The sequence below is a fragment of the Paenibacillus sp. FSL K6-1558 genome, from assembly GCF_038002565.1.
GTDB lineage: Bacteria > Bacillota > Bacilli > Paenibacillales > Paenibacillaceae > Paenibacillus > Paenibacillus polysaccharolyticus.
The window spans coordinates 66,087-90,774 of record NZ_JBBOCV010000002.1; the positions used below are offsets into that span (position 1 = coordinate 66,087).

Sequence of the window (24,688 nt, forward strand, 5' to 3'; positions counted from 1 at the left end):
TTAACATGTTAGCCGTATAACAGTCAATGCATTTGGTCAATTAAATTGTTCTATTATCACTTCAATCACAAAAAAAGACATAGAGATTTACTTCTCCATGCCTTTTCCTTTCTATTTTGTTTCCATCCTGCTAAGAAGGTCCACAAACTTTACCTGGCTACTCCCGTAACGAATGGTACTCTTCCCGCATAATGATGTCCGCATGAATAAGCTTACGCTCATATGGAACATTCGGATTGCTAATGCGCCACAACAACTGATCTACAGCACGGGCTCCGAGATGTTCCTTATGAATATGTGCCGTAGCTATAATAGGATCATCTGCCCTTGTATTATCGAACCCTGTTACCGCGCACTGTTCAGGCACCTGAACGTCGCGACTTCGCAAAGCCTCAATGATAATAAATGCCGTGTGGTCATTCGCGCAGACGATCACCTCTGGAATATCTTCAAGCTTGAACTCTCTGATGGTTTGTTGCATCTCCTTATACTCCTGCACGAGCAGCCCCGCATGCTGTTCAGCCTGTAGTTGCATTACTTCAAGTCCCATCCGATACCCGAGCCACCGTTCCCTGAAACTAACCGCATCAGGTAGCTGTCCAGCGAACTGGAACCGTTTATATCCCTTCGCCGCAAGCATAAGGACTAACTCCTTCATGCCTTTCACATTGTCAGTAAATACAGTATCGGTATGTATTGCAGAATCCTCGTGATCCACCATGACGAGCGGAATGCGCAAGCGATATATTTCGAGCAGCACTGGCGTTGAGATCGTGCCTACCGTAATAACACCCCGAATGGCGTCGGGATTGAGAACCGAAAACATATGATCGGAAGAAGGTTCCGTCAGTGTCAAAATATCCATACCCTGCTCATTCAAACGCGCTGAAATCCCGTCGAATACAGGCCCCCAATACAAGGAAGAACGATTTTGAGAGCGTATATTCGGAAACAAAATCAATATGGTACCTTCGTTTTTCTTCCCCATTGTGTCACCGAATGATGTATGAGAATCCACTGCATTATATTTTGGCTCTATTTTAAAATAACCCAGTTGCCCCGCGGTTCTGACAATCATCTCACGCGTGTGCTCACTAACCCCCGGCTTACCCGTCAGTGCACGGGAAACTGCGAACTTGGATACTCCTGCAGCATCTGCGATCTGCTGCATAGTCACTCTTTTGCCCATCTTGCTCACCCGATTTTCCTGATTTTTCATCCAGTGTAGCATAAAACCCCGAATGAACAAAACATGTTTTGTTCATTCGGGGTTTGTTAGGTTAGATCAGAGTAAGACAGAATAACCTGTAACTTCGTTTTTCTATCGTTTATTTATGGGCGACTGTCTTCCACTACATATATTTAGATGGACAGAGAGATTCAGTTAACACTATAACGCCGGGCGCTTTCTGCGTCTGAACACATGCAGCGGCAGTTTGACCTCCGTAATCAATACGCCAGCCAGCATCAATGCCGCTCCGCAGTATCCTTGCAACGTAAGAGACTCTCCCTGAAAAATAAAAGCAAACGCCGCGGCAAACAGTGGCTCCAGAGAAAAGATCAGACTCGTTCTCGTAGGTGAAGCGTGGCGCTGGGCAAAAGTTTGCAAAATATAACCAAGCCCACTGCATAATACTCCGAGTCCCAAGATCGATGCCCATGATTCCGGTGTATCTGGTAACTGCGGTGTTTCAAACAAAAATGTGGCTACGGTTCCCAACAAAGCCGCTACACCAAGTTGAACGATTCCGAGTGTAAGTGGGTCATGCTGAGGTGTATATTTACCCGCTAGCAGAATATATATGGCGTAAACCAGTGCCGCGATAATACACAAAAGATCCCCAAGATGCAAACTCATTTCATGCTGAAGGGTCAATAGTCCAAGCCCTGCTACTGCGACCACTATACTGACACTAAGACGTTTGTCCGGCAATCGCCGGCGCAAGACTGTCGTTAATATCGGTACAAAAATGACGGCCAAACTGATCAAAAACCCAGCCTGAGACGCCGTCGTTTGCTGTACACCATAGGTAATGAATACAAACGCAGCAAACAACGCTGTACCCAGCACACCTCCAGCAAGCAACGTACCACGATCTACACTTCTCAAACGGCGGTGAAAGAGTAGCCCTGCCGCTACAAACGCGATTCCAAATCGCAAAGCAATCAAATTTAGTTCTTGCATTGAAGCTAGTCCCGATTTCATAAACAGATAAGAAGAACCCCAAATAACGGTTGCAAGCAACATCTGTACATCTGCTCTTCGTGATGCTTGAATCTGATTTCCTTGTACCCCATTCATCTAACTTCTACCTTCATTCTTCTATAATAGTCTGAGCTACGTTGGTTATATGTACTAAACTAACTCGCCTTGGCAAGTATAAACGATCTCTTTGCATTATAAAAATGAATATTTATAATAGTTATTATGAAATAAACTCATGTATATAATTGTGGTTAAACCTGAAAGGGAGTTAATATATATGTCACTGATTAAATACGAAATTCTAAACACGGTAGTTGAATATGGCAGTCTGACCAAAGCATCCGAGGCCCTGAATATTACACAATCCGCCGTCAGTCACGCCATCGCCAGCCTGGAAAGCGAATATGGATTCTCCCTGCTTCATCGCAGTCGCTCGGGTGTCCGGGTCACCGCGGAAGGTGAGCGAATTCTCGGTTACACTCGTGAAATCATCCGCTGGGCCGAACTAATGAACCAGGAAATCTCCCTGATTCGCGGTGCAGAGATTGGCACGGTCCGAATCGGGACATTTGCTAGTGTATCGACACAGTGGCTTCCGGGTATTCTCAAGCAGTTCAGGCTTCGCCACCCCGGAATTGAAATTAAGCTGTGGGAGGGTGACTATGCGGAAATTGAGAACTGGCTCGCCAGCGGGGCCATCGACCTTGGGTTCTTGTCTCTTGGCGACTCGTCGCCATTTGATACGATTACATTACAAAAAGACAGGATCATGTGTATCCTGCCTCTGGATCATGCTCTGGCTTCAGAGAAATCGGTATCTTTTGATGTTTTGCTAGAGCAGCCTTTCATTCTTCCCAAATGGGGCGGCGACAACGAAATTGAACGTTTGATTCGTCAACATGCTGCCAAATTAAATGTGGTATATGAGGTTGCCGAGGATCAGGCGATTATGGCCATGGTACGTAACGGACTTGGCATCAGTCTTCTTCCCGAGATGGTGCTGCAAAATCATACGGAATCACTCGCGCTGGTGCCACTTTCAGGTGACCCTTACCGAATGATCGGTTTAGCTTGCGCTTCCCTTCGGAATATTTCACCAGCAGCACGTCGTTTCATTGAAGAAGTCCAACAATGGCTCATCTCTAATCAAGAAGTTTAGTTTCACGTGACTCACACTCAGGTGAACAGGCTTAAAGACGATCCTATCTTATTCCCAGACCCGATCTAGCTGATCTGCATAGTAGCGTATCGCCCGGCTGTAGTCCATTATTCGCGAATCTCCAGAAGTATCTGCAAGCTGAACAAGCAGCCGCCCCATCGCTTCTGCGTGTTCGCCGAGATTATAGAGCACCATGGCATAAAACACCTCAAATTCCCGGTGCTCAGGAAATTCCGATATTCCTGCCAGCAGCCATGTTTTGGCCTGCTCGTATTGCCCAAGCGTACGATAAGTACTCCCTAGTCCGAGAATTGCACCAGCCCGATCTTCTGCCGATAGTTCCAGCTGCAGTGCTTTTTCATAATAAGGCACAGCCTCACGTTCCAATCCTAGCGAGTCATGTGCCCATGCGAGTTGATACCAGCCTTCCCCGTTTTCCGGCTCAAACTCCGTAATTTGGTTCAAAAGCTCAATTGCTTCCCTCACTTTGCCTTCCTGTCGCAGGCAGATCGCTTGTTGCAAATCACTCATGTTGTTGTCACATCCAATAGCTGTTAATAATAAACAAGCACATCTTGTAATAATACCAACAACGAGGTTGTCCGTTTTATTCCAACATGTGCTCTCTGAGGGAATCCCTGCTCTCTTCTGTTTAAGACCAAGTTGTATTCACTACCATTAAGATGAACAAGAGCATTAGGTAATTGACCGAGATCAAAAAGTTAACCTTCGCCCACTTCTCATCATCCTGTGTTTTCAATCCGCCAAGTGTCTGTACAAACCAGATCAAGCTGCTAATCAGAGATACAATCAGAAACACCAGTCCAACGTAATCAAAATAATACAACAGGAATACAGCAGGAATCAGCAGAAAAACATAAGGAATCATCTGTAGCTTGGTACGTTTCACACCTTTGACCACCGGTAAGAGTGGGAAGCCTGCAGCACGATACTCTTCCACACGGCGAATACCCAGCGACCAGAAATGTGGAGGCTGCCACAAAAATAACAGTGCAAACAACAGCCAGGCTCCTGCATCGATTTCATTCGTCACGGCGGTATACCCAATGACAGGTGGCATCGCCCCTGCAATTCCGCCCAGCGATGTGCTCCATGTCGATGTACGTTTTAGCCACATCGTATAGATCACAATATACGCAAACCAACCGAGTAAAGCCATCCAGCCGGATAACGGATTCACCAGTACAAACAATATCGCTAAACCAGCGACTCCGAGCACCAAGCCGTAACCAAGAACAAATCCTGGTTTCAGATGATTAATGTAATCCATTCTTTTTTTCGTTCGTTCCATCTTTTGATCCAGCTCACGGTCCCAATAATTATTGATGACACATGCCGAAGCAATGACGAGCGTTGAACCAATCACGACCATAAGCAGAGATATCCATGCGATATCCCATTGTGAAGCAACCCAGAAACCGACGGCAACCGCAAACACATTCAACCTTAACAGTCCGGGCTTGGTTAATGCAATCATGTCCTTAAACATCAGAAGCCTCCTGAATGATGTAAAAACGCCATTCCTATAATGATACATGTACCACCAATAAATTACAATCGCTTTCAATCATTTGTCATAACAAAAAGCATTCTTCACCGTTTACTTGAACGGAAAGAATGCTTTTTGGATTATTTGTATGTTATCTGTTTAAGGGATATACTGTTGTACAATTTTAATTACTTTTCCATCTTGAATCGTCAGGTGGTAAGGGAACACAGACATATCCAGAATGCGTTTATCCCCATACAACGACTCAAACTTGGTCAAGCTTACGGGTTCGTTCCACTGAATTTCCGCCCCCTGAACCGTACCATCACGGTCATACAGTTGCATGAGAACGTTGGCGTCAGCTTTGACCTCAACCTGCTCTTGTTCTTTGTTATCATTAACAATATAGTAACCGTCAGGTGCTTCGTCCATGCCCGCATCCGGATTACGTTGTTTGAAAATCGTATTGGCTTCCTCACCCTGATACCAGCCGATTTTATCTACAGTCAGCATTAATTTACCGTCTTCCACACGCATCCCGTCAATATAAGCTGTATATACTTCAGAATTGGCCAACTGGGCCTTATTAGCAGAAGGTGACTGAACATCGGTACGCTCCTCTGCGTTTGCAGGGGTAAGCAAATATGTAGTCAGCACGATGATGCCAAGTAAAGCCACTGCTGCACCGATCATCCGATATCTCCATTGTTTCGCCGCGTTCTTCATGCCAGCATCTCTCCTTATTTCTTACGTCTCTTTAATAATTAAACGAAAGCTTTTCTTCTCAAACGGACACGCCAAACATTAACGATCCGTTTATGTTGTACTCATCATACGTCATAGCACTTTCTGAAAAGTATCAGCCAGATTAAAAATAGTTACAATTCGCGTCATCACTACTGAGCTTGTCCACCGCTTTACATGGAGAAACCCCAAATCAGCTGCATTCGGGGTTTCTGCTGCATCTATATTAATCTATGCTTGTACAGTCCATTTATGCCTGAACTTCTTTAATGACTTGTTCTGGTGTCTTGCGCCAAACGAACCAGCATATGAGCAAGCATATGGCGTTCCTCTTCTTTACCAACGTTCCAGAGTTCCTGTAATAGCTTCTCTTCCCGGTTGCGAGGTTCTTCGTTAGCTGCCAGATGATCTGCTACTTTTTGTGCAATTTTAGCCATTTGTTCTTCACTTAAACCGATGGATTCGCCCATGGCAATCCGTTTACCGAGGTATTCCTTGAATGCATCAAAATTTTGTAAAATGTGGTCTCTTTCCTCCGGTGCAATCTTTTCGATTGCATTGTCTACCTGATCTGTGGAAACCTGCCCGTCTTTGTGGATCACATGATTTTGTTCATTCATGCTTATTACCTCCTTCAGTTTAATTGCATATTCATTTTTATGACTTATGTTGAGCTTGCAATAAGCTTCACAACCTTGGGTCATTTATAATATAAACGTCTCGCTGAAGTTTAATCAGCCGTTTCAAAAATCGTAGTTCGGTTAAACGTTTTACATATACATGTAGATGTTTGGTTATGTTAGTAAACATTGATTACTACCGAATCTAAGGAGGAGATCTCATGAATGACAAACCTAAACATGACAAAACAACCGATGAACTCAAACCCGGTGTAAATACCGTCATTGAACCAGACAAAAAAAATCCGGGACCTACAGACATGATTGAAGGTGTCGTCGGAGATATTGTAGACAATATTCGCAAAGACTTTACCCATAAAGGACATGATCATTCTTCCAATAAAAATGTAACAGATGAACCGGGTAAATAATCCTTAAAAGAAACGCACGAAAACAAGTCCTCCTAAACCAACTGGAAAATAGAGGACTTGTTTTTTTGTGTTTTTTTTATTATATGCTATTAACCCTTAGCCATCTTCTGTAACGCTTTGTGAATCCAGATGGCCGCAATCGCGCCTTCGCCCATAGCAACAGTCGCTTGTTCGGCATGTATACCAAGATCTCCAGCAATCCAGACGTGAGGAGCCGCCTGCATACTACGAGGATTCGCTTCTACATGTTTATTGTCTGCAATGACGGCTCCAAGCTGCTCAGCGAGCTCATAGTGAACCCGGTTCCCGCCAAAGGCGATAAATCCACGTTCTGATTCAAAAATCTGACCATCTTCGGTTAAAACACCTGTAATATGACCGTCCTCCATCTGTTGTACTTCCTGTACCGCTGCTTCAAGATAACGGACTCCTGCTTGCTTCATTTGACGATGAAGGTCAGCCGAGATCGCTGTCTGCTCGTGGTTGATATATAAAAGATCATTAGTACGTTCAATTAAGGTCATGGCCATATTCGCTCCAGCTTCGCCAGCCCCCAGCAGGATCGTCCGCTTCCCTTGAATCTCATAACCATCACAGTCAGGGCATACATACACGGTTCGGCCGAGTGTAGACTTCAGTCCCGGAATATCAGGTATTCGATCCGATAACCCGGTTGCCAGCAGCACTGTTTTGGCCTGATACAGGATTCCAGAGGACCCTTTAAGCCTGATCTTGTCCTCATGCACACGCATGGCTTCTACAATTCGATCCTTTTCAAATAAAACACCTGTCTGCTCAGCTTGCATCCTGCCAATGGCCCGTAATTCTTTGCCCGACACCCCATCCGGATAACCGAGAATGTTATGATAGGTTCGGCATAACGTTGATCGGCCTTCCCCAGCATCGACTACCAGTACTTGATGCGCTGAATAACGTCCCAGCTGAATGGCTGCCTGAAGCCCTGCAATCCCTCCACCCACAATAATACAATCCATCTCTCGCATGTTATTCCCTCCTGAATATCCAGTACTCTCTCTTTTTAAAAAGTATATTTTTGCATGATGATTCTTGTCCTTCTATACATTAAACCGTACAAACAGGCTTAAACGGCCTGACTTATTCCATAGCTTAAACCAAAAATAAAAGACCCAAACCTCCGGTTTCAAACGAAAGGTTTCGGTCTTCAAGTGTTAGAACTGATACGATTCGAAACGCATAGCATTGGTGATGGCGTTCCATACATCCACAGTTTCGCCGCCCATATACCAGTAAGCCAGTCCTGCAATGTTTCGCTCACCACTCATCCGAACTTTGGCAGACAAGGAGCGACTCTCTTCCGCCCAGATGGCTCGTGCCACCGATTTAGACGTGTAGTTAATCATGTACTGCTTCAGCTGTGTATCCCAGTTTCTTAGCGAACCTGATGCTGATGCCCGCACTCCTTGCTCTCCCAGTGTAATGTCCCAGGAAGCTGTTGCAGGATTCACGGTGGACCAATCCCGCGTATATAGTGGAAGCGCCAAAATAGTCTTGGTACGTGGTACCTCGGAGAGCATCTTTGTCAGTGCTCGATCCACCCATGGAAGCGAAGCGACCGAACCGGGCTTGGGGTCACCGTTCCAATGCTCTTCATAACTCATAAGTACCATATAATCCGAGATCGCCCCCAGCTTGACGTAGTCAAAGGCTGCTGTCCAATCTGAACCGAGATTGGGAGATACATCAACCGATACCACAGCGCCAAGTGTGTGCAAGGATTTCGTTAACGAAGTCACAAACGCGGTAAGACCTTCGCGATCGACAGGATCTACATTTTCAAAATCCACATTAATACCGCCGAGTTTATATTTTTTCACATAAGCACTCACTTGATTGACAACTGCTTCCCGGTTCGCTGAGCTCGACAGCATCTGATGTGTCATCTCTTTGTTGGAACGATTACCCAGCATCGGCCACAGCGCTCTGCCCGAAGCAGATGCCCAAGAGATCAATGTGGCATTGGCGTGATCCGAAACGTTCATATCTTGATTCAGGAAAAACCAACGCGGAACGACCGTGTTCACAGGCGACTGGTCGACTTGTCTTATAAATTCTGCTGTCGATGAATTGTACTGCCATCCCAGTTGAATCCCATGATCCTGCTTCCGCTGAATTTGCGTGGCCCATGTGTTGTTTTGCAAGATCGAATCCAGCATCACTGCTGCCTCTTCCCGTGTGACTTGGTCAGCCGGCCGGAACATGCCGCTACTTCCGCGCATTAATCCAAGTTGATGCACCTTCTGTACATATGGAAGAGCCCAGCTTGAGATGTCCGCTGCGTCTGCATATGTATTGTATATACTATCGCTTGCCACAGGGCGCTGTTTCAGCATACGAACAAGCAAAGCAGCTGCCTCTTCCCGTGTAATGGAAGCGTTCGGCTGAAACTGGTTCTGGCCTTTACCCTCAAGAATCGATAGATTAGTCATCGCAGCTACGTTACCGTAATACCAAGCTTTCGCAGAAATATCTGCAAAAGGTTTAATGTTGTTTGAAACTGGCTCTAGTCCGAGCAAGCGAACCGCAAATGATGCAAATTCAGCGCGTGTGACCGCTTTTTTCGGTTCAAACGTGTGCTCCGTTGTTCCTGCTACAATCCCTTTTTGCACCAGTCGCGCAATGGCTTCTTTTGCGAAGCTTTTGCTTGTATCCTGAAAGATAGGCTGCTCGCTCCCCGCCCCGTTAACGATACTTCCATTTCCAATCACTGAACCGAATGCAATGACGCCGCTTAATACGATCTTCCATAGGGGATGAAAGTTTCGAAAAGCTCTATTAACATTTACTATTTTCACATTAAAAAGCCTCACTTCAATAGATTACGATCTTCATTATCGTATCAAATTGAAGCGAGGCCGTATGTGGTTAAATATTGGTAATGTTCAAGAATTACTTGTGTACTTGACGCGCTCTTCCTTACTTGTGTACTTTGACACGCTCTTCAATCGGTTGGAACTCTTTCTCGCCTGGGGTTACGGTTGGTTTACCAAATGGCATCTGAGCGATCAGTCTCCAGTGCTCCGGAATATTCCATTCTTGCTTCACTTTTTCATCAATCAGTGGATTATAGTGTTGTAGGGATGCCCCCAGTCCTTCTTGCTCCAATGCAGTCCAGATGACCAGTTGCAACATACCATTGGATTGGTTAGACCAGATCGGGAAGTTGTCTGCGTACGCAGCAAAGTTTTGTTGAAGCTGTGCTACCACATTGTTGTCTTCGAAAAACAGAACCGTACCGTAGCCACTACGGAAACCTGCCATTTTCTCAGCTGTGGATTGGAATGCCTCTTCGTTGCCCACAACTTCACGCAAAATTTCTTCCGTGTGATTCCATAGTTTATCATGCTGTTCACCAAGCAATACGACTGCCCGGGAAGTCTGTGAGTTAAATGCAGTTGGTGTATACTTTACCGCTTCTTCGACGATTTCCTGAATTTTAGCATCCGAGATTGTGGATTCCTTACTGATTCCATAATAAGATCTTCTGTTCTTCAACGCATCAAAAAAAGTAGACATTCATATACGCCTCCTAAGTCATTTGTAGTTCATGGCCAACAAGGTAACTATAATATAGTAACATACATTAGTCAATAAACTATTTTATTTTCATTATATTATTTAATCCCTCTTACGATAGTCTGCCCGGTATTCCTCTTCTGTAGACGAATTACTTTTCGTCTGATCCTTATTCTTCTCTTCCTGCGCTTCCATGTTCAAATCTTGCATTGGAATCGGATCAACCGTTTGTTCTTGCTCGTATCGATCCAACATGCTTTCATGTTCAGTCTTATGTTGCTCCGGGTGGTCTGGCATCTTATCTCGTTTGCCATTTTCCCGTTGTTGCGCCGGTGTTTGCTTCTCCATTCACTTTTCGCCTCCTGTAATCGTCTTTTTCTCGTTACCTTTCTTTACCTGTTCGTTTGGCATTCTAAACATCTGCGTTACGTGAAGGGTGCTGACCCTTGCTCGCTATTTGATCATGGTTATAAAAATAAAGCTAAAGAAGCCGACCACGATGAATCTGCGGTTCGGCTTCTACATGGCAACCATTTATTCCTCGTTTACGCTAACAGCGCTAAACTTCGTTTCAACATCCCTATCGACCCTACAGCTGCCGATGCAGCTGACTTCGATACAGATCAGGCGAACAGCCCACGCTTTGTTTAAAAATTCGGCTAAAATGAGACAGCCTTTTAAAACCAGACAATCGACTGGCCTCCGTCACACTCATCTCGGGCTGAAACTGGAATAGCAGTTTCGCCTGATTAATACGCCGGTCATACAAGTACTTAAATATGGTCAGTCCCGTCATCTCCTTGAACATACCTGCCAAATAGGGCTTGGACAGATGTAGTTCCTGAGCGAGATCATCCAAACCGATGTCATGCATGTAATTCGTATCCACATACCGGATGATATGCTGGACATGTCTTTCTTTTTCCGATGAAGAACGCTGTTCCTGCACATGTCCCTGACAGATCTCTGCTACACAATATAACAGATCACAGACCCGGATATGCATACGCTCCTGTCTGAATCTGGATGAGTGAGAAGATAACTGGTGCAGATCATGTAGCAGTGCTTCAAATTCGGCGCGAACCTCACCGGTCAGGTTCACCCGGCAATTGCCCAGCTCATCGAACGGCTTCAGCACTTCATGGATGCGTTCGGGATGCAGGCTTTTACGAATGGCAGAAGGGTCGAAATGAAGCGTTGTGCGAACGTAAGGTTTACCAACTTTGGGATGCGGCCGATGCAAAGTCAGTCCATGCATTAACACCAAGTCCCCCGGCTCCAGTGCATATACCCGATCTCCAATAATATAAGTGCATTCCCCTTCATGAAAATAATAAATCTCATAGTGTGGATGCGAATGAAATCCGTCCGAATTACCCGGGTCAAACTGACTGGTGGCTCTATAGGTATACGCCAGTGGGGAATTAAACTGCATCATGCTTGGCACTTCATCACCTCCTGTGCAAAAAAAGAAAGCGGGATACAACTTTATGCTTGGTTGCCCCGCTAATGTTCATCTATATTTTATAACAACTCTCGGATACTTGCTTTGATCTCGTCCATGGAATCCACCGGCTCGAAGCGCCGAACGACTTGACCTTCTGCATCAATCAGGAATTTGGTGAAATTCCATTTGATCGCATCGCCGTGCAGCCACTCTGGTGCTTTGTCTGCCACCATCAGCTTGAGCAGTTTGGCCTGAATGTCGCTTTCATCAAAGCCGGCAAACGGACCTGACTTTTTCAAAAAGTCGTACAACGGATGCGCTTCCTCTCCATTCACATCCAGTTTCGCAAACATCGGAAATTTCACCCCGTAGTTGATCTGACAGAAAGACTCGGCTTCTGCACTGCTACCTGGCTCCTGCTCCGCAAACTGATTGCATGGGAAGCCAATGACCTGCAACCCCTTATCTTTGTACTCATCATATAACTTCTGGATATCATCGAATTGATGTGTATATTTACATTTGCTTGCCGTGTTCACAATCAGTACAGGCTTTCCTTCATATTGAAAGAGCGGAAAACGCTCTCCACTCGTTCTCGTCACAGTGAAATCATAGATCGTTGGCATAAGTCGAAGTGCACCTCGCAATAGTATGTAGTTCGTTGCTTTATAGAGTCATCTTTCATTATATACGAAGTCAGTCAGGTTGTATTGAGAAAGGTGGAGGGTCACCCATTTACTCCAAAATTTTAATGCTAATCACATACTTTGAACGGGGCAACATCTTGATCTCCATTTTTTTGTATCGATCATCCAAATCAATCTTCCTAGTATTAATCAATTCTAGTCCATTTATTTTAATAGTTTGTTCTCTTATTTTCCTGCCCATAGACCCCACGTAGTCTGGCCTGCCTGATAATGTAACATACTCTTTTTTGTAATACGAACCAAGATCCAGAACACCAGCCAAAGCTTGAGGAGAAACATACCATAAGCCTGCAAATCCGAGAATGACAAATAAAAATTTAACGGTTAGCCGTTTTAGTTTCCTTTGAATTGATTTCATCCCATGAAACATTCCTATAACCAAAAAAAATGCTGAAAGGCCAACAAAAATTAAACGTAGAAAGACCCAATTGGGGAAGAAGGCAGGAAACAACACGGCCACAAAAGAACATATAAAGATCAAAAATATGAATCCACCTAAGCCAAATAATTTCATTTTATTAAATTCATCTTCTTTCTCAATAATCTAACACGATGAAAACTCGATAATTAAGATTGCAAAGCCACATAAACATCGATCTCGTTATTGCCACTATGCGGCTGGTAACGTTCATCCCAGATTTCAAAATCATAACACTCAGGTGTGTATCCAGCATCTTCTAACCACTGTCCATAGATGTAGTCATATGTATCACCTATGTCGGATTCTAGTCCTCTATGCGTACATGTAACGTATGAACGAGCTGGCACATGATGAATAATCATTCCAGGCGGCGTGCCCTCCGTCTCGTTTACTTCATAGCATAATACATGTGCGAATGGATCTACTTTGGCATTAAAATCCTCATAGGACGGATACAGCTGCATTAAGAGAACCTGGTCGTTTTTCCGATGCTTGATCTGATCCCTCTTCTCTATTAATTTATCATAAAGATTCTGTCGTAATCCTGCCTCAAACTCTTCCACCGTAGCTTCAATGCGATACCCTGCAACATGAAATGCAGCCAATGTAACGATCTTCGTTTCCATCTTTTTCTCCCCCAATGAAAAAATAGAATACAAACCGTTTTAACGTTGCATTTACCCGAAAAAGTTACGACAAAAACTATGTCCACTCTTGCCAATGTTGCTCCAGAAAAATCACTTCTCTCTCGTAGTGAGCCAGATGACCTTCTTCAACCATTTTCACAAAGGCTGAGTCTCCTGCTAATGCACGATCCTCTAATGTTTTGCACATAAAGCGAATACGTGACACGACCCAATCTTTCAGATCAGGTGGAACATGTGAACCGTAAGCTTTCATAAACAATTCAATGCGTTTTTTCCGAACGTTTGCGTGCATTTCTCTATCATATGAGGTAACTGATTTCTCTTGCTCTTCAACCTTGGGCGAAAAATTCGCAAGAGGTACACACGTATATAAAGTATAGGCAATATCCCACATACGCGGCCCCGGGCATGCCAGATCAAAATCAATAATGCCCTGCGGCAAACCTTGTCTGAACACGATGTTGTATAAAGCAAAGTCGTTATGGCAGACCACTTCGGAATCCTCTGAATTTGTATCTACTGCTTCATGCGAGTGTTCATCTCTACCTATACCTGGATAAAGGTTATCAGGCTGTTCCACCGTGGTGAAATTTACGGTTGCATCGTGGTAGGCTCTTAATAAATGGGCAACGGCAATCAGTGATTCGTCTGACCACATGTAGCTTTCGATCTCCGGATAATCATTACCCGGGACGTCTCCGTCAAGGTAAGAGAGTATTTCCCTGCCCTTCTCATCCATGCCCAGATACTTCGGTGCCTGATGGAAGCACTCTTTTTCCAGATGCAACAGCAGTTCATGCACATAACGATTCGGATGGGTACTCCGGCGAACCGTATCTCCAACGCGCACAACTTCATTCACGTTACCACCTGTTAACTTCTCCTCCGGTTGTTCAGACAACTTGCATCCTCCTCTATTTGTAATTCTCTGGCCGCTCCTGCTGACGTTTATTTTTGTTTTTGTACGTTCCTGGGAAACCGGCAACCAGCAATACAAACCCAACAAAAAACATGAAATATACGAGTAGCCCTGTGGGTACATCTACCGTCCGTGTAACTTCCTGCAATCCTTGCTCCGATCCGCTTCCCGCCTCAATCAGTGCAGTTGATAAGCGGATGGACATTCGTTCAAGCGTGGATATGAACACACTCGCAACCATCAATACGACACCCAAAATCTTATTCATCTGATTCAAAATGTAACCTCCTCCTCTATTCAAAACAAATCTCGCTGTACACTCCAGACGAAAAGGTCTTTAGCGTTTGAGCCAGTGCATAGTGGTTGGGCAGGTCTTTAGCAATGACACCCCCAATATTACCTGCCTCGCCTGAGGTTAGGCAGGTTAGTTGAAGCTCATTCGAATTTCCATGTATGTATGAGAGCAAGTATTCCATTGGATTTTCTTGTTCTTGATATATTCGAATCTTGGTACCTGCCCAGATCGGCTCCTGATCCTGAATCTCCTCCATTGGAATCCATACTTCTGTTGTCAAAACAACAACCTCCTTCAATACACTTCACCTTAATTATAATCCATGTTCTTCCATTAAGGAATTTCTATAACTTTTTAAACGAGGTATGCAGTAGTTTTTATCCCGGAGTTTTCACCAATACTTCTACGAATGAAGCTATACCTAGTTTCATAAGGTCGTGTTTCCCTGTATATCAAATAGCACCGTCATCTCTGACGGCGCCGTGTATACTCTTTTACTATTCTTTGATGACTCTCAACCAGTGGTTCTTACGTAGCTAAAATGTGATGCAATTCCATATGACTTTCGAGAAAAGTAGCACGTTCGACATGGTACAAATCATATATGGACTGCGTGACCTCTGGATACAGGTCATTGGAGAGGTTAACGTAAGGTAGTTTCTCCACCGCTTTGCGGGAACGAACATTTTGTTTGCGTATTTTCATAAAAACCGTCTGTATATCTTGTTCAAGAAACAATTCTGTCAAAAACGCGGACTTGGCTCTTTGACTGTATCCTTGTCCGAAATAAGGAGCACCAATCCAAGTTGCCAGAAATCCAGTCTGGTTGACAATGTGATACAGATCAATAGTGCCAATTGCGGTGCCTGTTTCATTCAAAATCGTACGCGTTATAACACTTCCCTGTTCTTCTTCTGCGATCAACTGCCTCGTTAAAAACATAAATTTCTCTTGCGACTGACATACATAACGAACATAAGGGGAAACTGCGGGATCCATCATCAAGCTGTACAGAGATTGACATTCATGCATCTCACGCTTCTTCAACATTCTGTCTACCACCCAATCCTTCAAGTTCGCTAGATCAAAGCAAAATTAAGTATAACCATGATTGTGTGGCATTTAATGAATTCTACTTGCGGCTTGTGTAAAAATTCATGGGAAATTACGACTGAACTCGCATCACCTTTTTTGAGAAAACATACTAAAGCGGCATGTCCCTGGTTATAAGAAACATGCCGCCCCATTCTTCCTTCTGACAATATCAATTATTGCATGCCTTGCATGATCGCATTAATGATATTTTGCTGTGTTACCGTATTGTTAAACCGGTTGAACAGCGCGAATCCATGCTGGCCGTTGAACCCGTTGTCCCAATAAACCGGAACCATTTTATATTTTTTCGCCTTGGCAGTCACGGCTTTGGCATAAACCGCTCGATAGGTACTGTTGCTGGAATCATAAGAAGATTTATCGATGGAACCGAACTCACCCATAACGACTGGATAACCTTGAGTCACAAATTTATCGTACATAGATTTGAACTGAGATTCCAAGTAATCCTCTTGCCCCCATGTCGATCTTTTGGAAGGATTCGTCGCGGTAGCTCCCCATTGCGTAATGTTTCCATTTTCTTCACCAGCAAAATCCCATGGCGAGTAATAGTGTGCCGAGATCATGATTCGCTTCTGAGAGCTTGGAATGGCGGAAGATCTGAAATTATCACTTGGAACGACAAAACCATAATTGCCCACAGTGTAGTCAATGTTTGTGTTCCAGCCTGGAACAAGCAACCATCTTGCATTGTTGTTGCCACCTGTTTTACGAACGGTATCCACAAAGATCTGATTGTACGCATTCAAGTTACCATAATAAGACGTATTCGGATTGTTGTAATTTCCGTCAAACACCTCATTCATAGATTCAAAAATCAGACGTTCGTTATAATTACTGAACTTGTTGGCAACTTGTTGCCACACCTTTTGATACTTCTCACGAATAACGTTCTGATTGCCACTGTTCACATGTAACCACGAGCCCGGAATCGAGTGGAACCCGTCTCCATGCATATTGATGACTACGTATAAACCTTCGTTATACGCATAGTCCACCACTTGCTGTATACGATTAAGCCAAGATGCATTCACTGTATAATTGGGAGCGCTTCCAATATAATTCAGATAAGAAACCGGAATACGAATCGTTTTGAAACCTGCCGCTTTTACCTTTTTGATCAGCTCAGGTGTGATCGTTGGATTGCCCCATGACGTTTCATTCGGGGTCCCGTTCACGGTAGCTTCCAGCTGATTACCCAGATTCCAACCTGCACCCATCTCCGCCGTAATCTGCGCAGCGGTTAACGATCTCATATCAGCAGCCGACGCTTTGGAGCTCCATCCCGCAAACGCCGCTGTGGCCATAAAAAGCAGTGCCAAACTGGCTATGCCAAATTTTTTAAACGTTTTCGTCATAACGGTACCTCCGCTTATTTTATTTTAGAACAAGCAGTGCAGTTATTCTAGTGATTCATCTAGATGGTTAAAAAATGGATTGATTGAAGAAATACGAAAATATATTCCTCCCTTCTCTATGAATAGAGTGGTGAGCGAAAAAACGGTTCGCACCAACATAATAACACAATTATGGTAAATAAAGTTCATTCTCTTGTCCTTTTTGACAGGTTTTTACACTTTTCAATCCTATTTGAAATGTTCAATCAGCCAAGCCAGGAATTGTTCCTTCTCTTCAAACTGAGGATAATGCGCGGACTCATGAAATATAACCAGTTCTTTCTCGGGTGCTTTCAACTTTTGCAAGTAATCCTTGGCAGCATTAAGGGTCGTCATATAATCATATTGCCCCATTAGGAAATAAGTCGGAACTTGGATCTCGTCTACAATCTCAGGCAATGGGTGATCCAATGCTTTTCGCACAAGCCGATCTTGCAACTGGAGAACCCCTGTATAAAATCGAATGACATCCCATCCGTTGTACTCGGGATTTATCAGAAATCCTTTAACATAATCAGCATTCTCGTTAATGAGTCTGGCTGAACCGCCATACTTTTGCACAAACGTTCGAGGAGTCAGTCCTTTCCCTTGCTGCACAGAATCACGCAATAACTCTAATTGTTTCACATCCGCTTTGTTTCCTGCCGCGGTTGCCTGCTTTATCGTATAATCCAGCGTCTCCATTTCACTCTGAATGGTGTCGGCCACCTGTCCAATTCCAATATAAGCTTTAAACTGTTCTGGAGCCTTCGCAACCGCCTTGATGCCGATATACGTCCCAAAAGAATGCCCGACCAGGATCACCTGCTCTTGATGAAGTTCCTCAGTAACATACTTTGTCAGAGCGATTAAATCATCTGCAAGTACATCGGTTGTCAGCTTTGAATAATCCGCTGTAAAATGGAACGACTTTCCGCTACCGCGTTGATCATAATGAACAATTGTAAAATACCGCTCAAGCTCACGCTGATATTTTCTTACATAAGGAATCTCTGAGTACCCAGGTCCACCATGAACAAATAACAATACCGGATTGGCTCGATCCGCTCCCCTGATCATCACTTCGTGCCCTTCACCGTTGATGTCAATCTGCTCTATACGGCTTATACTGTTCTCCCCTTCGATACTCGGTGTCCATGTAGGAAAAATGAGAAAAACTACGAACATTCCTACGACGGTAAAGAAGATATATTTACAGACTTTTGCTATCTTTTTCCTCATTCGTTCTCCTTTAATTTCAAAGGATAAATCCAATGAACATCCTCTTTCCGTAACTCATCCTGAAATATGTAATTGTGATCCGCACCGACAATGCAGAGAATTCGCTTACCTGCGTACTCCTTCATCGCATTTTTCACTCGCTGGATCATAATTTGGTTACGAACCTGCCAGCGCATATTTTGCGACTTGGGGCTAACCTTACTTAACCATTCATATTTCATTCTAGTAATTTGATCGAATTCATTCGAATTAAACGGAATGTTACCATACGAGCTAGTTTCCATTTGCTTTATAAACCAGGCATCATCCTGCTGCTCTAGTTTCTTACGTTCTTCGGCTCCATACCCGATAAATGGATCAAAGTCATGCCACACATCGAGTTCAAACCAATCAATAGGAACAAAAATAATGCGATGTTCTTCACACAATGGAAAAATCAGTTCCCAATATTCACTGGCTGGTTCTCCCCAGTATCCCTTGTCTTGTGGATCATTCATGTACTTCTGCCAGCTCTGCGGGTGCACCTCACCACAAATCACGTCAGGTTTGAATTCGTGAATGATCCGCTTGTATAGAGACAGCGAACAGTTGTACCGCTCTCTAAGTTCCGCGTTATGAATGGTTCCTAACAAACCAACCGTCGTCATCCGTTAAGCTCCTTTACCATATGAATATCTTTGGGCTCTTTGGTATACAGTTCTTCGTCCGCCTCTCCTGTCATTTCACTGCCCTGGCTTTGATAAAAAGAAACCGCTGATCTCGTTTCTGTTGACGAGATGTACAAGGACCGCGCTCCACGCCTTCTTGCCTCTTCACTTAAAAAAGCAAGAATTCGTGTCCCAATTCCCTGCCGTCTGTACGCTCTGGAGACATACATGAGATCGAGCTGCAACTGATTCTGCTCTTTCCCTCTAAATTGATGGGCAAGTACACCAAAGCCTACTAATCTCGTACCATCAAAAGCCCCATAAGCCATCCCCCCTTGCTGCAATTCATAAATATAACGATCCTGCATCTCTTCCAGTTGTTCCTGACCCCAATTCGCGCACTCATGATCTTGTTTGTGCTCAACTAAGCCCTGTTCACTGACCTCATAGATGAGGTCGATATACTCAGAACGATCAATTTCATGTAACTGTTTTACATGATCCAGGTTCAAGATTTGGTATGTAATCATTCTTTTGTCTCCTTTTTATTGGCCCAGTAAGTCTCCCTACTTTGTATCTCGATTAGCGAGATACTCATCCTTCGTTAATCCGAACATAATAAAATCCATATGTTTCCCATGAATATAAACAACCTGACGACGAATCCCCTCTTGCACACAACCTAATTTCTGCATCATTCTAGCCGAGCCTTCGTTACCTTCCAGCACATAATCGTTGAACTTGTGAAGTCTGCGCTCCAAAAAAGCGTAACCAAGCAAAATATTCATCGCGCTTGTACCATATCCCTGACCACGATAAGGTTGATCGATGACTATGCCGATACTGAACGTTCCGTTCCGCTCATCAATGCTGTTCAGATTAATACCACCGATGGTTTGCCCCTCCAGGTTTTCGATGGTAAACATAATACGACCATTGGTTGATGAGAATGCTACGTTCTGATCTATAAATCGTTTGGCTCCAGCAATCGTCGGCGGAAGTTCAACAGCACATTCAAGCAAAATGCGCGCGGGAGAGTCAAAGCCACCGGTGAAACAACTCTCCCAATCCTCTTCTTCAAAAGCTCTCAGCCTTACTTTGTCATCTTGCCAGTAATACTGGCTATAATCGATTGTTCTCATAAAAATACCTCTCTCTAAACGATGTATGTTGACTTTGTGATTCATCTTATTTTCAATCTGTAAATAATTTCATCATCCGAATTGGTCAGATTCTCGCTTACAAATGACATACTTGTATATAAGTGCTGGGCAACCTGATTGTCTCGTTCAACGGTCAGAGAAATGATGTGACATAACGGATGTTTATCGGTGATAAAATCGATGATGGCTCTTAAAGCTCGTTTTCCCATCCCTTGCCCTTGAAACGTCTTGTCGATCTGAAAGCCGCCAATCCAGTAATTATCTGTACTTTCAGGCGTATAACTTATATAAAAGAATCCAATGATTTTGCCTTCGATTTGCAGAACGTAAGGATCAAATGCTTCATCCCATGGTTTAATATAGGCATAAGCAAGTCCCTCCGTAACACTTGGAACCAGATGTTTTTGGTTTTCATGTAGCGAAATTTTTAGAGCCTGTTCCCAATTATATCTTGTAACAGGATGAATCTGGATGATGTGTGTTCTCATATAATCTCCTCATTTAACGTTTAACCACTACACCTCGATTGAAAATACCGCAACATGTTTCCCTATGATGTCGACATCCTTCTCATGAGTCATGCCATTCTTTTCCGCGACCCGCATCGAGCCTGCATTTCCGTGTTGGATCAAAGAAATCAAACGTTTCTCCCCTCGTTGCAAACCGTGCTCCTTCCAGGCCTCAGCTTGCTCATACCCATAGCCTTGTCTCCAATAGGGCTCTCGCACCCAATAACCGACTTCCAGCTCATCCTTGCCATCAATGACTTGCGGGATCAATCCAGACGTTCCTACAAGCTGCTGATCTTCTCTGTTAAAGGCAAGCAAAAGTCCTTTGCCTCCCTTGTTCCATTGAATAAACTTCTCTAGTGTCTGCATCGTTTCTTCTTTTGTCCATGGATTTCCGTGGCGAATGTATTTCATCACATTTGGTTCACTTGTCATCATATATAAATGTTCAAAATCATTTTTAGTATATTCACGAAATATAAGCCTTTCTGTCTCCATCCTATACACCACTCCTAGCTTTAACATCTCAATGTAATATAGTCCGATCCCTATTCACAGTGGAGGTGAAAAACTGCTGCTGTATCTCCTGCCTAAACACTTCGGCGTAGCGATGTCTTCCCAGTTGATCATAACGCTCCTGTACTCGTCGTACATGTTCTTGATCGGCTTTTATCTTGCGCTCAATCTCTTCATACTGCTCCATCGTATCGTATTCCCACATCGCAAAGATCTCACTGGTCTCTCCTTCCAGTTGAGTGTGCCATCGGCCGATCAATCGCGCTCCGTATTTCAGTTGTGCAGGCAGCAAAATATCATTGAACAGTGCATTAAATTCTTCCACAAAAGAAGAAGCAATAATATACGTTTTTCTGCGATAAATCACGGACATAGCCTCCGGCTCTATAGTTTAAAACGGCAACCTTCAAACGTTAGATCATTTTGGATCAGATCAACAGCTGCTGAGATAGCATTTTTTTGATGATCGGACAAGCTACCTTCGTCTCCGTTCCAATCTTTCAACCACCAGAAGAATGAACTTATATTTCGGTACTCCATGAATAAAGGAATCCGAGCGATCCATTCCTGACTTATTGGCTGTTGTTGCACATACCCTTCCAGAAAAGCGGTCAGAAACGTCTTCGCGAACTCATCCTTCGTTCCCCACTTCGGATCATGTGACCCCCACCACACCGCATGTGCAGCCGCGATCCCAATATCCAGAGCATACCAGCCGCGTATCGCATCATCAAAGTCAAAGACATTAAGCTCACCCTGATCAATCAAAAAATTATAAGGATGGAAATCATAATGAATTAAGCCATAACCCTCGGCCTCTCTGGGCAAATCCGTCAGTTGTTGCTCCAATGCTCGAAGCTTCCCTAGGAGCAAGGCATAGTCACCTGTATGCAGATGTGGATTCTCCAGTTGCAGTGGAGCCCAGTCCGCTCTAGTGAACTTCGGATCATCGGGTTGATAGCTCTGTGTTAGATGGTGTAACGTGCCCATCACGCTTCCCCATCGAGTAAATAAATCCGTATCCCACACACTCCAGTCATTATCAAAAAAATATCCGGCCGCTCCTTCAAATACCGCGGCAACATAACATTTCTCTTGATCACGGCATACAGCAGTCAGCTTGCCTTCTACTGTTAGAATGGGTAATGATGCACGAACCCCCTTGGATACCAGATAGCGGACCCAGTGAACTTCTGCCTGAATAGATGTTTCATAAGCTGCCGGTTTCTCCGATAACCGAAGAAAATATGTTTTATTTTGCTGATGGTATTTGTAAACCACATTCGTGGATTGACTTACTAAAACCAGTGAGTCCGGAGCAATGCCAAAGGATTGAGAAGCTTGTGAAAGTATTGCTGTAGACACCATATAATTTCACTGCCTTTCTTCGGTATACATTCAATTTATCCGATTACAATCCCGCTAGTAATTTTCATGTTCGGAGCATACGTCATATACGTGTGTTCATTGAATTCCCTGGCAAATCTCTCTTCTGCCTCATACTGATGGATGGCTTCCTCGGAAGTTAATCCTCGTCCAATGAGGTGGGCAATGACTTCTTCTCGGTTACCCGGGACGGCTCCTAACCCTTCTTCTTTTAACGCGTTATACAACGTATGTTTATCCGGTTCATCCATCTGTTGATCTAAAAAGTTCACACGATCGCTTACTCGGCATTCCACGCCTCTAACACCAAGCTGACTGAGCAGTGTCGGAATCTTCATTCCTATATTCCCGTCTTTGCCACTCTCTCCGGCAGCCTGCTCATACAACTTCTGAAGTACGCCCAGGTGCACAATACTGGACTGCTCCATACCGTCTACTGCATAACTCGCCATGTTGGCAATCCAGTGTGGCTCGAAACAAATCACTCGACCTCCATCCACCACACTGCCAATCATCTTTTCCAATATCACACGTGGTTCTGTCATATGTAACAAAAAAGCATGACTTATCGCGATGTCATAGGTTCGTTCGACCTGCACCGTTTCAATGTCACCTTCTATGAATTCAGCCTGATAAGTTGTGTGTGCGTAGAGTTCTTTCGCATGTTTAATCAGTTCTGATCCTTGATCTACTCCCGTGTACCGTGAGCCAAAAGGCAGGAGCGGGAGTAACTTCAGTCCCATGTAACCAAAACCACATCCATAATCAATCATATGTACAGCTTGCTTAATCTTCCAAACGCGTTCAACCAAAAATTCGAGATAATCATCGTTATAATAAAGCCAGCGTGTATTTCTCAGATACTCTATTTGGTTATCCCAATAATAATCCGACAATAGTTTACGCACCTTTCTTGTAAACGCATTCACATTTCCAAAGGACTTCATCTAACTTCATCTACAATTCAACACATCTCATTCTACTCCTAAAATATGTCATAGTCTATCCAACTTCAGGATGATCTGATCTCGAACTTCCAGCAATTATCACCAGACGGACAGTTTTGTTCTTACGTCATTATCATCCGTAATATAATCCAGCGCTTCGTATCGTATTCTCTTGATATGCTCAAGCATTTCTTCCCGTATTTCAGCATCTTTAATGTATACCGCAACGTAACTGCTATCTATGACAAGCAATGCAAGCTGACAATCACTCTCTACATAGTCTTCGTAAGTCTCTATATCTATAATTGCTGTACCTCTCGGATAGGCTTTCAGATTGGCAAAGATCAAATAATACTTGTTATCATCAATCATTGTCTGCAACTCTTCTCCTGCCATGCCCATAACCCGGTCTGGAAAAAGACTCTCTCCCAAGCTATTCTCAACCACTAAATAGGACTCTTCCCCACCAACAAACCAGTCATAATCCGCAATCTTGATCGGTTTCAGGATTTCTCCCAAAAAGCTCCCATATTCATTTGGAATTTGAAATTGTATGCCTCTTTTCATATTGCCTCCTCTTAGTTTTACCCTTCACTTTCTGCAAAATGATATCGATCACTTCATCTGTTGCCAGATGATCTGTCGCAATTCGGGTTTCGAATACATCTGCCTTGAACGCTTCAACACACTTCGGAGCCTGTTGATATTGCCATCCGCCGAATTCATCTCCACGCTTGGCAAGACGCTTATATATCGTCTCTAGTTCAGCCGTTAGACAAAAATGATGTAGGTCCGGATCAATCTTCTTTAGCCCACTATAAATGTAATCAAAGTTTGCTTTCTTGTAGAGCGTCATGGGGACAATCAAATGTTTATTGTATTTTTGCTTCACCTCTCTCGCAGCGTTCACCGTCAACACTTTCCAGAGTTCAATATCCTGAAAATCATCGGTGCGCTCCTGGTCTTCCCGATGTTCCTCAGGCAGAAGCTTTCGGATCATATAACCAATCTCTTCGGGATCATAGATCATGCTATTTTCAATTCTTGGCTGTAGCGCCTTCGCTGCTGAGGTCTTACCGGAACCAAACGCACCATTAATCATGATGATCATACACTCACTCCTTCACA

The 24,688-nt window shown here is 43.9% G+C and carries 32 protein-coding genes; 2 read left to right on the plus strand and 30 right to left on the minus strand.

Annotation, left to right across the window (positions count from 1 at the left end; genetic code table 11):
* Positions 1-157: 157 nt before the first annotated feature.
* A complete protein-coding gene (locus MHI38_RS27950; protein ID WP_341181966.1) occupies positions 158-1,189 on the minus strand; it encodes a LacI family DNA-binding transcriptional regulator in 1,032 nt (343 codons plus the stop codon).
* A gap of 201 nt (positions 1,190-1,390) precedes the next feature.
* Positions 1,391-2,302 carry a DMT family transporter gene (locus tag MHI38_RS27955; protein WP_339838306.1) on the minus strand — a complete coding sequence of 304 codons (912 nt, stop codon included), beginning with the start codon at positions 2,300-2,302 and terminating at the stop codon, positions 1,391-1,393.
* 181 nt (positions 2,303-2,483) lie between these two features.
* Between MHI38_RS27955 and MHI38_RS27960 the strand changes: the two genes are divergently transcribed.
* Positions 2,484-3,365 (plus strand): LysR substrate-binding domain-containing protein, encoded by an 882-nt coding sequence (locus tag MHI38_RS27960; RefSeq protein ID WP_154983787.1) that lies wholly within the window; start codon positions 2,484-2,486, stop codon positions 3,363-3,365.
* 48 nt (positions 3,366-3,413) lie between these two features.
* Here the strand turns inward: MHI38_RS27960 and MHI38_RS27965 are convergent, their stop codons facing one another.
* From MHI38_RS27965 to MHI38_RS27980, 4 genes are all read right to left on the minus strand, one after another.
* Complete coding sequence (locus tag MHI38_RS27965) at positions 3,414-3,896, minus strand: tetratricopeptide repeat protein (RefSeq protein ID WP_154983788.1); 483 nt, start codon at positions 3,894-3,896, stop codon at positions 3,414-3,416.
* 121 nt (positions 3,897-4,017) lie between these two features.
* Positions 4,018-4,875: a heme o synthase gene (gene cyoE / locus MHI38_RS27970; protein ID WP_341181967.1), complete on the minus strand. Its 858-nt coding sequence runs from the start codon at positions 4,873-4,875 to the stop codon at positions 4,018-4,020.
* A gap of 159 nt (positions 4,876-5,034) precedes the next feature.
* Entirely contained in the window at positions 5,035-5,601 is a 567-nt protein-coding gene (locus MHI38_RS27975) for a hypothetical protein (RefSeq protein WP_090920847.1), read from the minus strand.
* Positions 5,602-5,885: 284 nt separating this feature from the next.
* A complete protein-coding gene (locus MHI38_RS27980; protein WP_123066707.1) occupies positions 5,886-6,239 on the minus strand; it encodes a DUF3243 domain-containing protein in 354 nt (117 codons plus the stop codon).
* Between the two features lie 221 nt (positions 6,240-6,460).
* On the opposite strand from MHI38_RS27980, the gene MHI38_RS27985 reads away from it, so the two are divergent.
* Positions 6,461-6,670: a hypothetical protein gene (locus MHI38_RS27985; RefSeq protein ID WP_154958845.1), complete on the plus strand. Its 210-nt coding sequence runs from the start codon at positions 6,461-6,463 to the stop codon at positions 6,668-6,670.
* Positions 6,671-6,759: 89 nt separating this feature from the next.
* Here MHI38_RS27985 and MHI38_RS27990 read toward each other — a convergent pair whose 3' ends face one another.
* The 24 genes from MHI38_RS27990 to MHI38_RS28105 form a co-directional block, all read right to left on the minus strand.
* Positions 6,760-7,674 (minus strand): FAD-dependent oxidoreductase, encoded by a 915-nt coding sequence (locus MHI38_RS27990; protein ID WP_154983789.1) that lies wholly within the window; start codon positions 7,672-7,674, stop codon positions 6,760-6,762.
* A 186-nt stretch (positions 7,675-7,860) separates the two neighbouring features.
* Complete coding sequence (locus MHI38_RS27995; protein WP_341181968.1) at positions 7,861-9,504, minus strand: S-layer homology domain-containing protein; 1,644 nt, start codon at positions 9,502-9,504, stop codon at positions 7,861-7,863.
* Between the two features lie 121 nt (positions 9,505-9,625).
* Complete coding sequence (locus MHI38_RS28000) at positions 9,626-10,225, minus strand: nitroreductase family protein (RefSeq protein WP_341181969.1); 600 nt, start codon at positions 10,223-10,225, stop codon at positions 9,626-9,628.
* 102 nt (positions 10,226-10,327) lie between these two features.
* Positions 10,328-10,573 carry a hypothetical protein gene (locus tag MHI38_RS28005; RefSeq protein WP_339838287.1) on the minus strand — a complete coding sequence of 82 codons (246 nt, stop codon included), beginning with the start codon at positions 10,571-10,573 and terminating at the stop codon, positions 10,328-10,330.
* Between the two features lie 241 nt (positions 10,574-10,814).
* Positions 10,815-11,663 carry an AraC family transcriptional regulator gene (locus MHI38_RS28010; RefSeq protein WP_244159324.1) on the minus strand — a complete coding sequence of 283 codons (849 nt, stop codon included), beginning with the start codon at positions 11,661-11,663 and terminating at the stop codon, positions 10,815-10,817.
* An 86-nt stretch (positions 11,664-11,749) separates the two neighbouring features.
* On the minus strand, positions 11,750-12,298 hold the full coding sequence (locus MHI38_RS28015; protein WP_154983790.1) for a redoxin domain-containing protein: 549 nt from the start codon (positions 12,296-12,298) through the stop codon (positions 11,750-11,752).
* Between the two features lie 109 nt (positions 12,299-12,407).
* On the minus strand, positions 12,408-12,893 hold the full coding sequence (locus MHI38_RS28020; protein WP_154983791.1) for a hypothetical protein: 486 nt from the start codon (positions 12,891-12,893) through the stop codon (positions 12,408-12,410).
* Between the two features lie 53 nt (positions 12,894-12,946).
* The gene (locus MHI38_RS28025) at positions 12,947-13,426 is read right to left on the minus strand and encodes a GyrI-like domain-containing protein (RefSeq protein WP_154983792.1); all 480 of its coding nucleotides are present in this window, start codon (positions 13,424-13,426) and stop codon (positions 12,947-12,949) included.
* Positions 13,427-13,502: 76 nt separating this feature from the next.
* Positions 13,503-14,348, minus strand: a complete 846-nt coding sequence (locus MHI38_RS28030; RefSeq protein ID WP_261764524.1) for a phosphotransferase — start codon at positions 14,346-14,348, stop codon at positions 13,503-13,505.
* Between the two features lie 13 nt (positions 14,349-14,361).
* Complete coding sequence (locus MHI38_RS28035; RefSeq protein ID WP_261764525.1) at positions 14,362-14,643, minus strand: hypothetical protein; 282 nt, start codon at positions 14,641-14,643, stop codon at positions 14,362-14,364.
* A 16-nt stretch (positions 14,644-14,659) separates the two neighbouring features.
* Positions 14,660-14,941, minus strand: a complete 282-nt coding sequence (locus MHI38_RS28040) for a hypothetical protein (protein ID WP_445667243.1) — start codon at positions 14,939-14,941, stop codon at positions 14,660-14,662.
* A 248-nt stretch (positions 14,942-15,189) separates the two neighbouring features.
* Complete coding sequence (locus MHI38_RS28045) at positions 15,190-15,711, minus strand: GNAT family N-acetyltransferase (RefSeq protein ID WP_341181970.1); 522 nt, start codon at positions 15,709-15,711, stop codon at positions 15,190-15,192.
* Positions 15,712-15,929: 218 nt separating this feature from the next.
* The gene (locus MHI38_RS28050; protein WP_253495235.1) at positions 15,930-17,132 is read right to left on the minus strand and encodes a glycoside hydrolase family 5 protein; all 1,203 of its coding nucleotides are present in this window, start codon (positions 17,130-17,132) and stop codon (positions 15,930-15,932) included.
* 228 nt (positions 17,133-17,360) lie between these two features.
* Entirely contained in the window at positions 17,361-18,392 is a 1,032-nt protein-coding gene (locus MHI38_RS28055; RefSeq protein ID WP_341181971.1) for an alpha/beta fold hydrolase, read from the minus strand.
* The gene (locus tag MHI38_RS28060) at positions 18,389-19,039 is read right to left on the minus strand and encodes a hypothetical protein (RefSeq protein WP_154886252.1); all 651 of its coding nucleotides are present in this window, start codon (positions 19,037-19,039) and stop codon (positions 18,389-18,391) included. Before MHI38_RS28060 ends, MHI38_RS28055 begins: the two co-directional genes overlap by 4 nt.
* Positions 19,036-19,569 (minus strand): GNAT family N-acetyltransferase, encoded by a 534-nt coding sequence (locus MHI38_RS28065; RefSeq protein ID WP_154886253.1) that lies wholly within the window; start codon positions 19,567-19,569, stop codon positions 19,036-19,038. The genes MHI38_RS28060 and MHI38_RS28065 overlap by 4 nt, the downstream gene beginning before the upstream one ends.
* A 36-nt stretch (positions 19,570-19,605) precedes the next feature.
* The gene (locus tag MHI38_RS28070; RefSeq protein ID WP_154886254.1) at positions 19,606-20,181 is read right to left on the minus strand and encodes a GNAT family N-acetyltransferase; all 576 of its coding nucleotides are present in this window, start codon (positions 20,179-20,181) and stop codon (positions 19,606-19,608) included.
* 41 nt (positions 20,182-20,222) lie between these two features.
* The gene (locus MHI38_RS28075; protein WP_154886255.1) at positions 20,223-20,690 is read right to left on the minus strand and encodes a GNAT family N-acetyltransferase; all 468 of its coding nucleotides are present in this window, start codon (positions 20,688-20,690) and stop codon (positions 20,223-20,225) included.
* Between the two features lie 27 nt (positions 20,691-20,717).
* Complete coding sequence (locus tag MHI38_RS28080; protein ID WP_154886256.1) at positions 20,718-21,209, minus strand: GNAT family N-acetyltransferase; 492 nt, start codon at positions 21,207-21,209, stop codon at positions 20,718-20,720.
* Between the two features lie 28 nt (positions 21,210-21,237).
* Positions 21,238-21,594 (minus strand): NIPSNAP family protein, encoded by a 357-nt coding sequence (locus MHI38_RS28085; protein WP_154886257.1) that lies wholly within the window; start codon positions 21,592-21,594, stop codon positions 21,238-21,240.
* Positions 21,595-21,611: 17 nt separating this feature from the next.
* Positions 21,612-22,592 (minus strand): phosphotransferase, encoded by a 981-nt coding sequence (locus tag MHI38_RS28090; RefSeq protein ID WP_186809542.1) that lies wholly within the window; start codon positions 22,590-22,592, stop codon positions 21,612-21,614.
* A gap of 38 nt (positions 22,593-22,630) precedes the next feature.
* Positions 22,631-23,509: a class I SAM-dependent methyltransferase gene (locus tag MHI38_RS28095; protein WP_154959019.1), complete on the minus strand. Its 879-nt coding sequence runs from the start codon at positions 23,507-23,509 to the stop codon at positions 22,631-22,633.
* Between the two features lie 150 nt (positions 23,510-23,659).
* On the minus strand, positions 23,660-24,127 hold the full coding sequence (locus MHI38_RS28100; RefSeq protein WP_154886259.1) for a DUF2691 family protein: 468 nt from the start codon (positions 24,125-24,127) through the stop codon (positions 23,660-23,662).
* Positions 24,093-24,671 (minus strand): AAA family ATPase, encoded by a 579-nt coding sequence (locus tag MHI38_RS28105; RefSeq protein ID WP_154958856.1) that lies wholly within the window; start codon positions 24,669-24,671, stop codon positions 24,093-24,095. The genes MHI38_RS28100 and MHI38_RS28105 overlap by 35 nt, the downstream gene beginning before the upstream one ends.
* Positions 24,672-24,688: the final 17 nt, after the last annotated feature.

Bases quoted from the DNA above. Each gene is read 5' to 3' on its own strand.
- MHI38_RS27950 (WP_341181966.1), bottom strand. From the start codon at position 1,189: ATGGGCAAAAGAGTGACTATGCAGCAGATCGCAGATGCTGCAGGAGTA.
- MHI38_RS28100 (WP_154886259.1), bottom strand. From the start codon at position 24,127: ATGAAAAGAGGCATACAATTTCAAATTCCAAATGAATATGGGAGCTTT.
- MHI38_RS27980 (WP_123066707.1), bottom strand. From the start codon at position 6,239: ATGAATGAACAAAATCATGTGATCCACAAAGACGGGCAGGTTTCCACA.
- MHI38_RS28045 (WP_341181970.1), bottom strand. From the start codon at position 15,711: ATGTTGAAGAAGCGTGAGATGCATGAATGTCAATCTCTGTACAGCTTG.
- MHI38_RS27975 (WP_090920847.1), bottom strand. From the start codon at position 5,601: ATGAAGAACGCGGCGAAACAATGGAGATATCGGATGATCGGTGCAGCA.
- cyoE (WP_341181967.1), bottom strand. From the start codon at position 4,875: ATGTTTAAGGACATGATTGCATTAACCAAGCCCGGACTGTTAAGGTTG.
- MHI38_RS28075 (WP_154886255.1), bottom strand. From the start codon at position 20,690: ATGAGAACACACATCATCCAGATTCATCCTGTTACAAGATATAATTGG.
- MHI38_RS28010 (WP_244159324.1), bottom strand. From the start codon at position 11,663: ATGATGCAGTTTAATTCCCCACTGGCGTATACCTATAGAGCCACCAGT.
- MHI38_RS28065 (WP_154886253.1), bottom strand. From the start codon at position 19,569: ATGATTACATACCAAATCTTGAACCTGGATCATGTAAAACAGTTACAT.
- MHI38_RS28050 (WP_253495235.1), bottom strand. From the start codon at position 17,132: ATGACGAAAACGTTTAAAAAATTTGGCATAGCCAGTTTGGCACTGCTT.
- MHI38_RS27965 (WP_154983788.1), bottom strand. From the start codon at position 3,896: ATGAGTGATTTGCAACAAGCGATCTGCCTGCGACAGGAAGGCAAAGTG.
- MHI38_RS28015 (WP_154983790.1), bottom strand. From the start codon at position 12,298: ATGCCAACGATCTATGATTTCACTGTGACGAGAACGAGTGGAGAGCGT.
- MHI38_RS28060 (WP_154886252.1), bottom strand. From the start codon at position 19,039: ATGACGACGGTTGGTTTGTTAGGAACCATTCATAACGCGGAACTTAGA.
- MHI38_RS28105 (WP_154958856.1), bottom strand. From the start codon at position 24,671: ATGATCATCATGATTAATGGTGCGTTTGGTTCCGGTAAGACCTCAGCA.
- MHI38_RS28000 (WP_341181969.1), bottom strand. From the start codon at position 10,225: ATGTCTACTTTTTTTGATGCGTTGAAGAACAGAAGATCTTATTATGGA.
- MHI38_RS27955 (WP_339838306.1), bottom strand. From the start codon at position 2,302: ATGAATGGGGTACAAGGAAATCAGATTCAAGCATCACGAAGAGCAGAT.
- MHI38_RS28080 (WP_154886256.1), bottom strand. From the start codon at position 21,209: ATGGAGACAGAAAGGCTTATATTTCGTGAATATACTAAAAATGATTTT.
- MHI38_RS27960 (WP_154983787.1), top strand. From the start codon at position 2,484: ATGTCACTGATTAAATACGAAATTCTAAACACGGTAGTTGAATATGGC.
- MHI38_RS28055 (WP_341181971.1), bottom strand. From the start codon at position 18,392: ATGAGGAAAAAGATAGCAAAAGTCTGTAAATATATCTTCTTTACCGTC.
- MHI38_RS28070 (WP_154886254.1), bottom strand. From the start codon at position 20,181: ATGAGAACAATCGATTATAGCCAGTATTACTGGCAAGATGACAAAGTA.
- MHI38_RS28025 (WP_154983792.1), bottom strand. From the start codon at position 13,426: ATGGAAACGAAGATCGTTACATTGGCTGCATTTCATGTTGCAGGGTAT.
- MHI38_RS27990 (WP_154983789.1), bottom strand. From the start codon at position 7,674: ATGCGAGAGATGGATTGTATTATTGTGGGTGGAGGGATTGCAGGGCTT.
- MHI38_RS28005 (WP_339838287.1), bottom strand. From the start codon at position 10,573: ATGGAGAAGCAAACACCGGCGCAACAACGGGAAAATGGCAAACGAGAT.
- MHI38_RS28020 (WP_154983791.1), bottom strand. From the start codon at position 12,893: ATGAAATTATTTGGCTTAGGTGGATTCATATTTTTGATCTTTATATGT.
- MHI38_RS27985 (WP_154958845.1), top strand. From the start codon at position 6,461: ATGAATGACAAACCTAAACATGACAAAACAACCGATGAACTCAAACCC.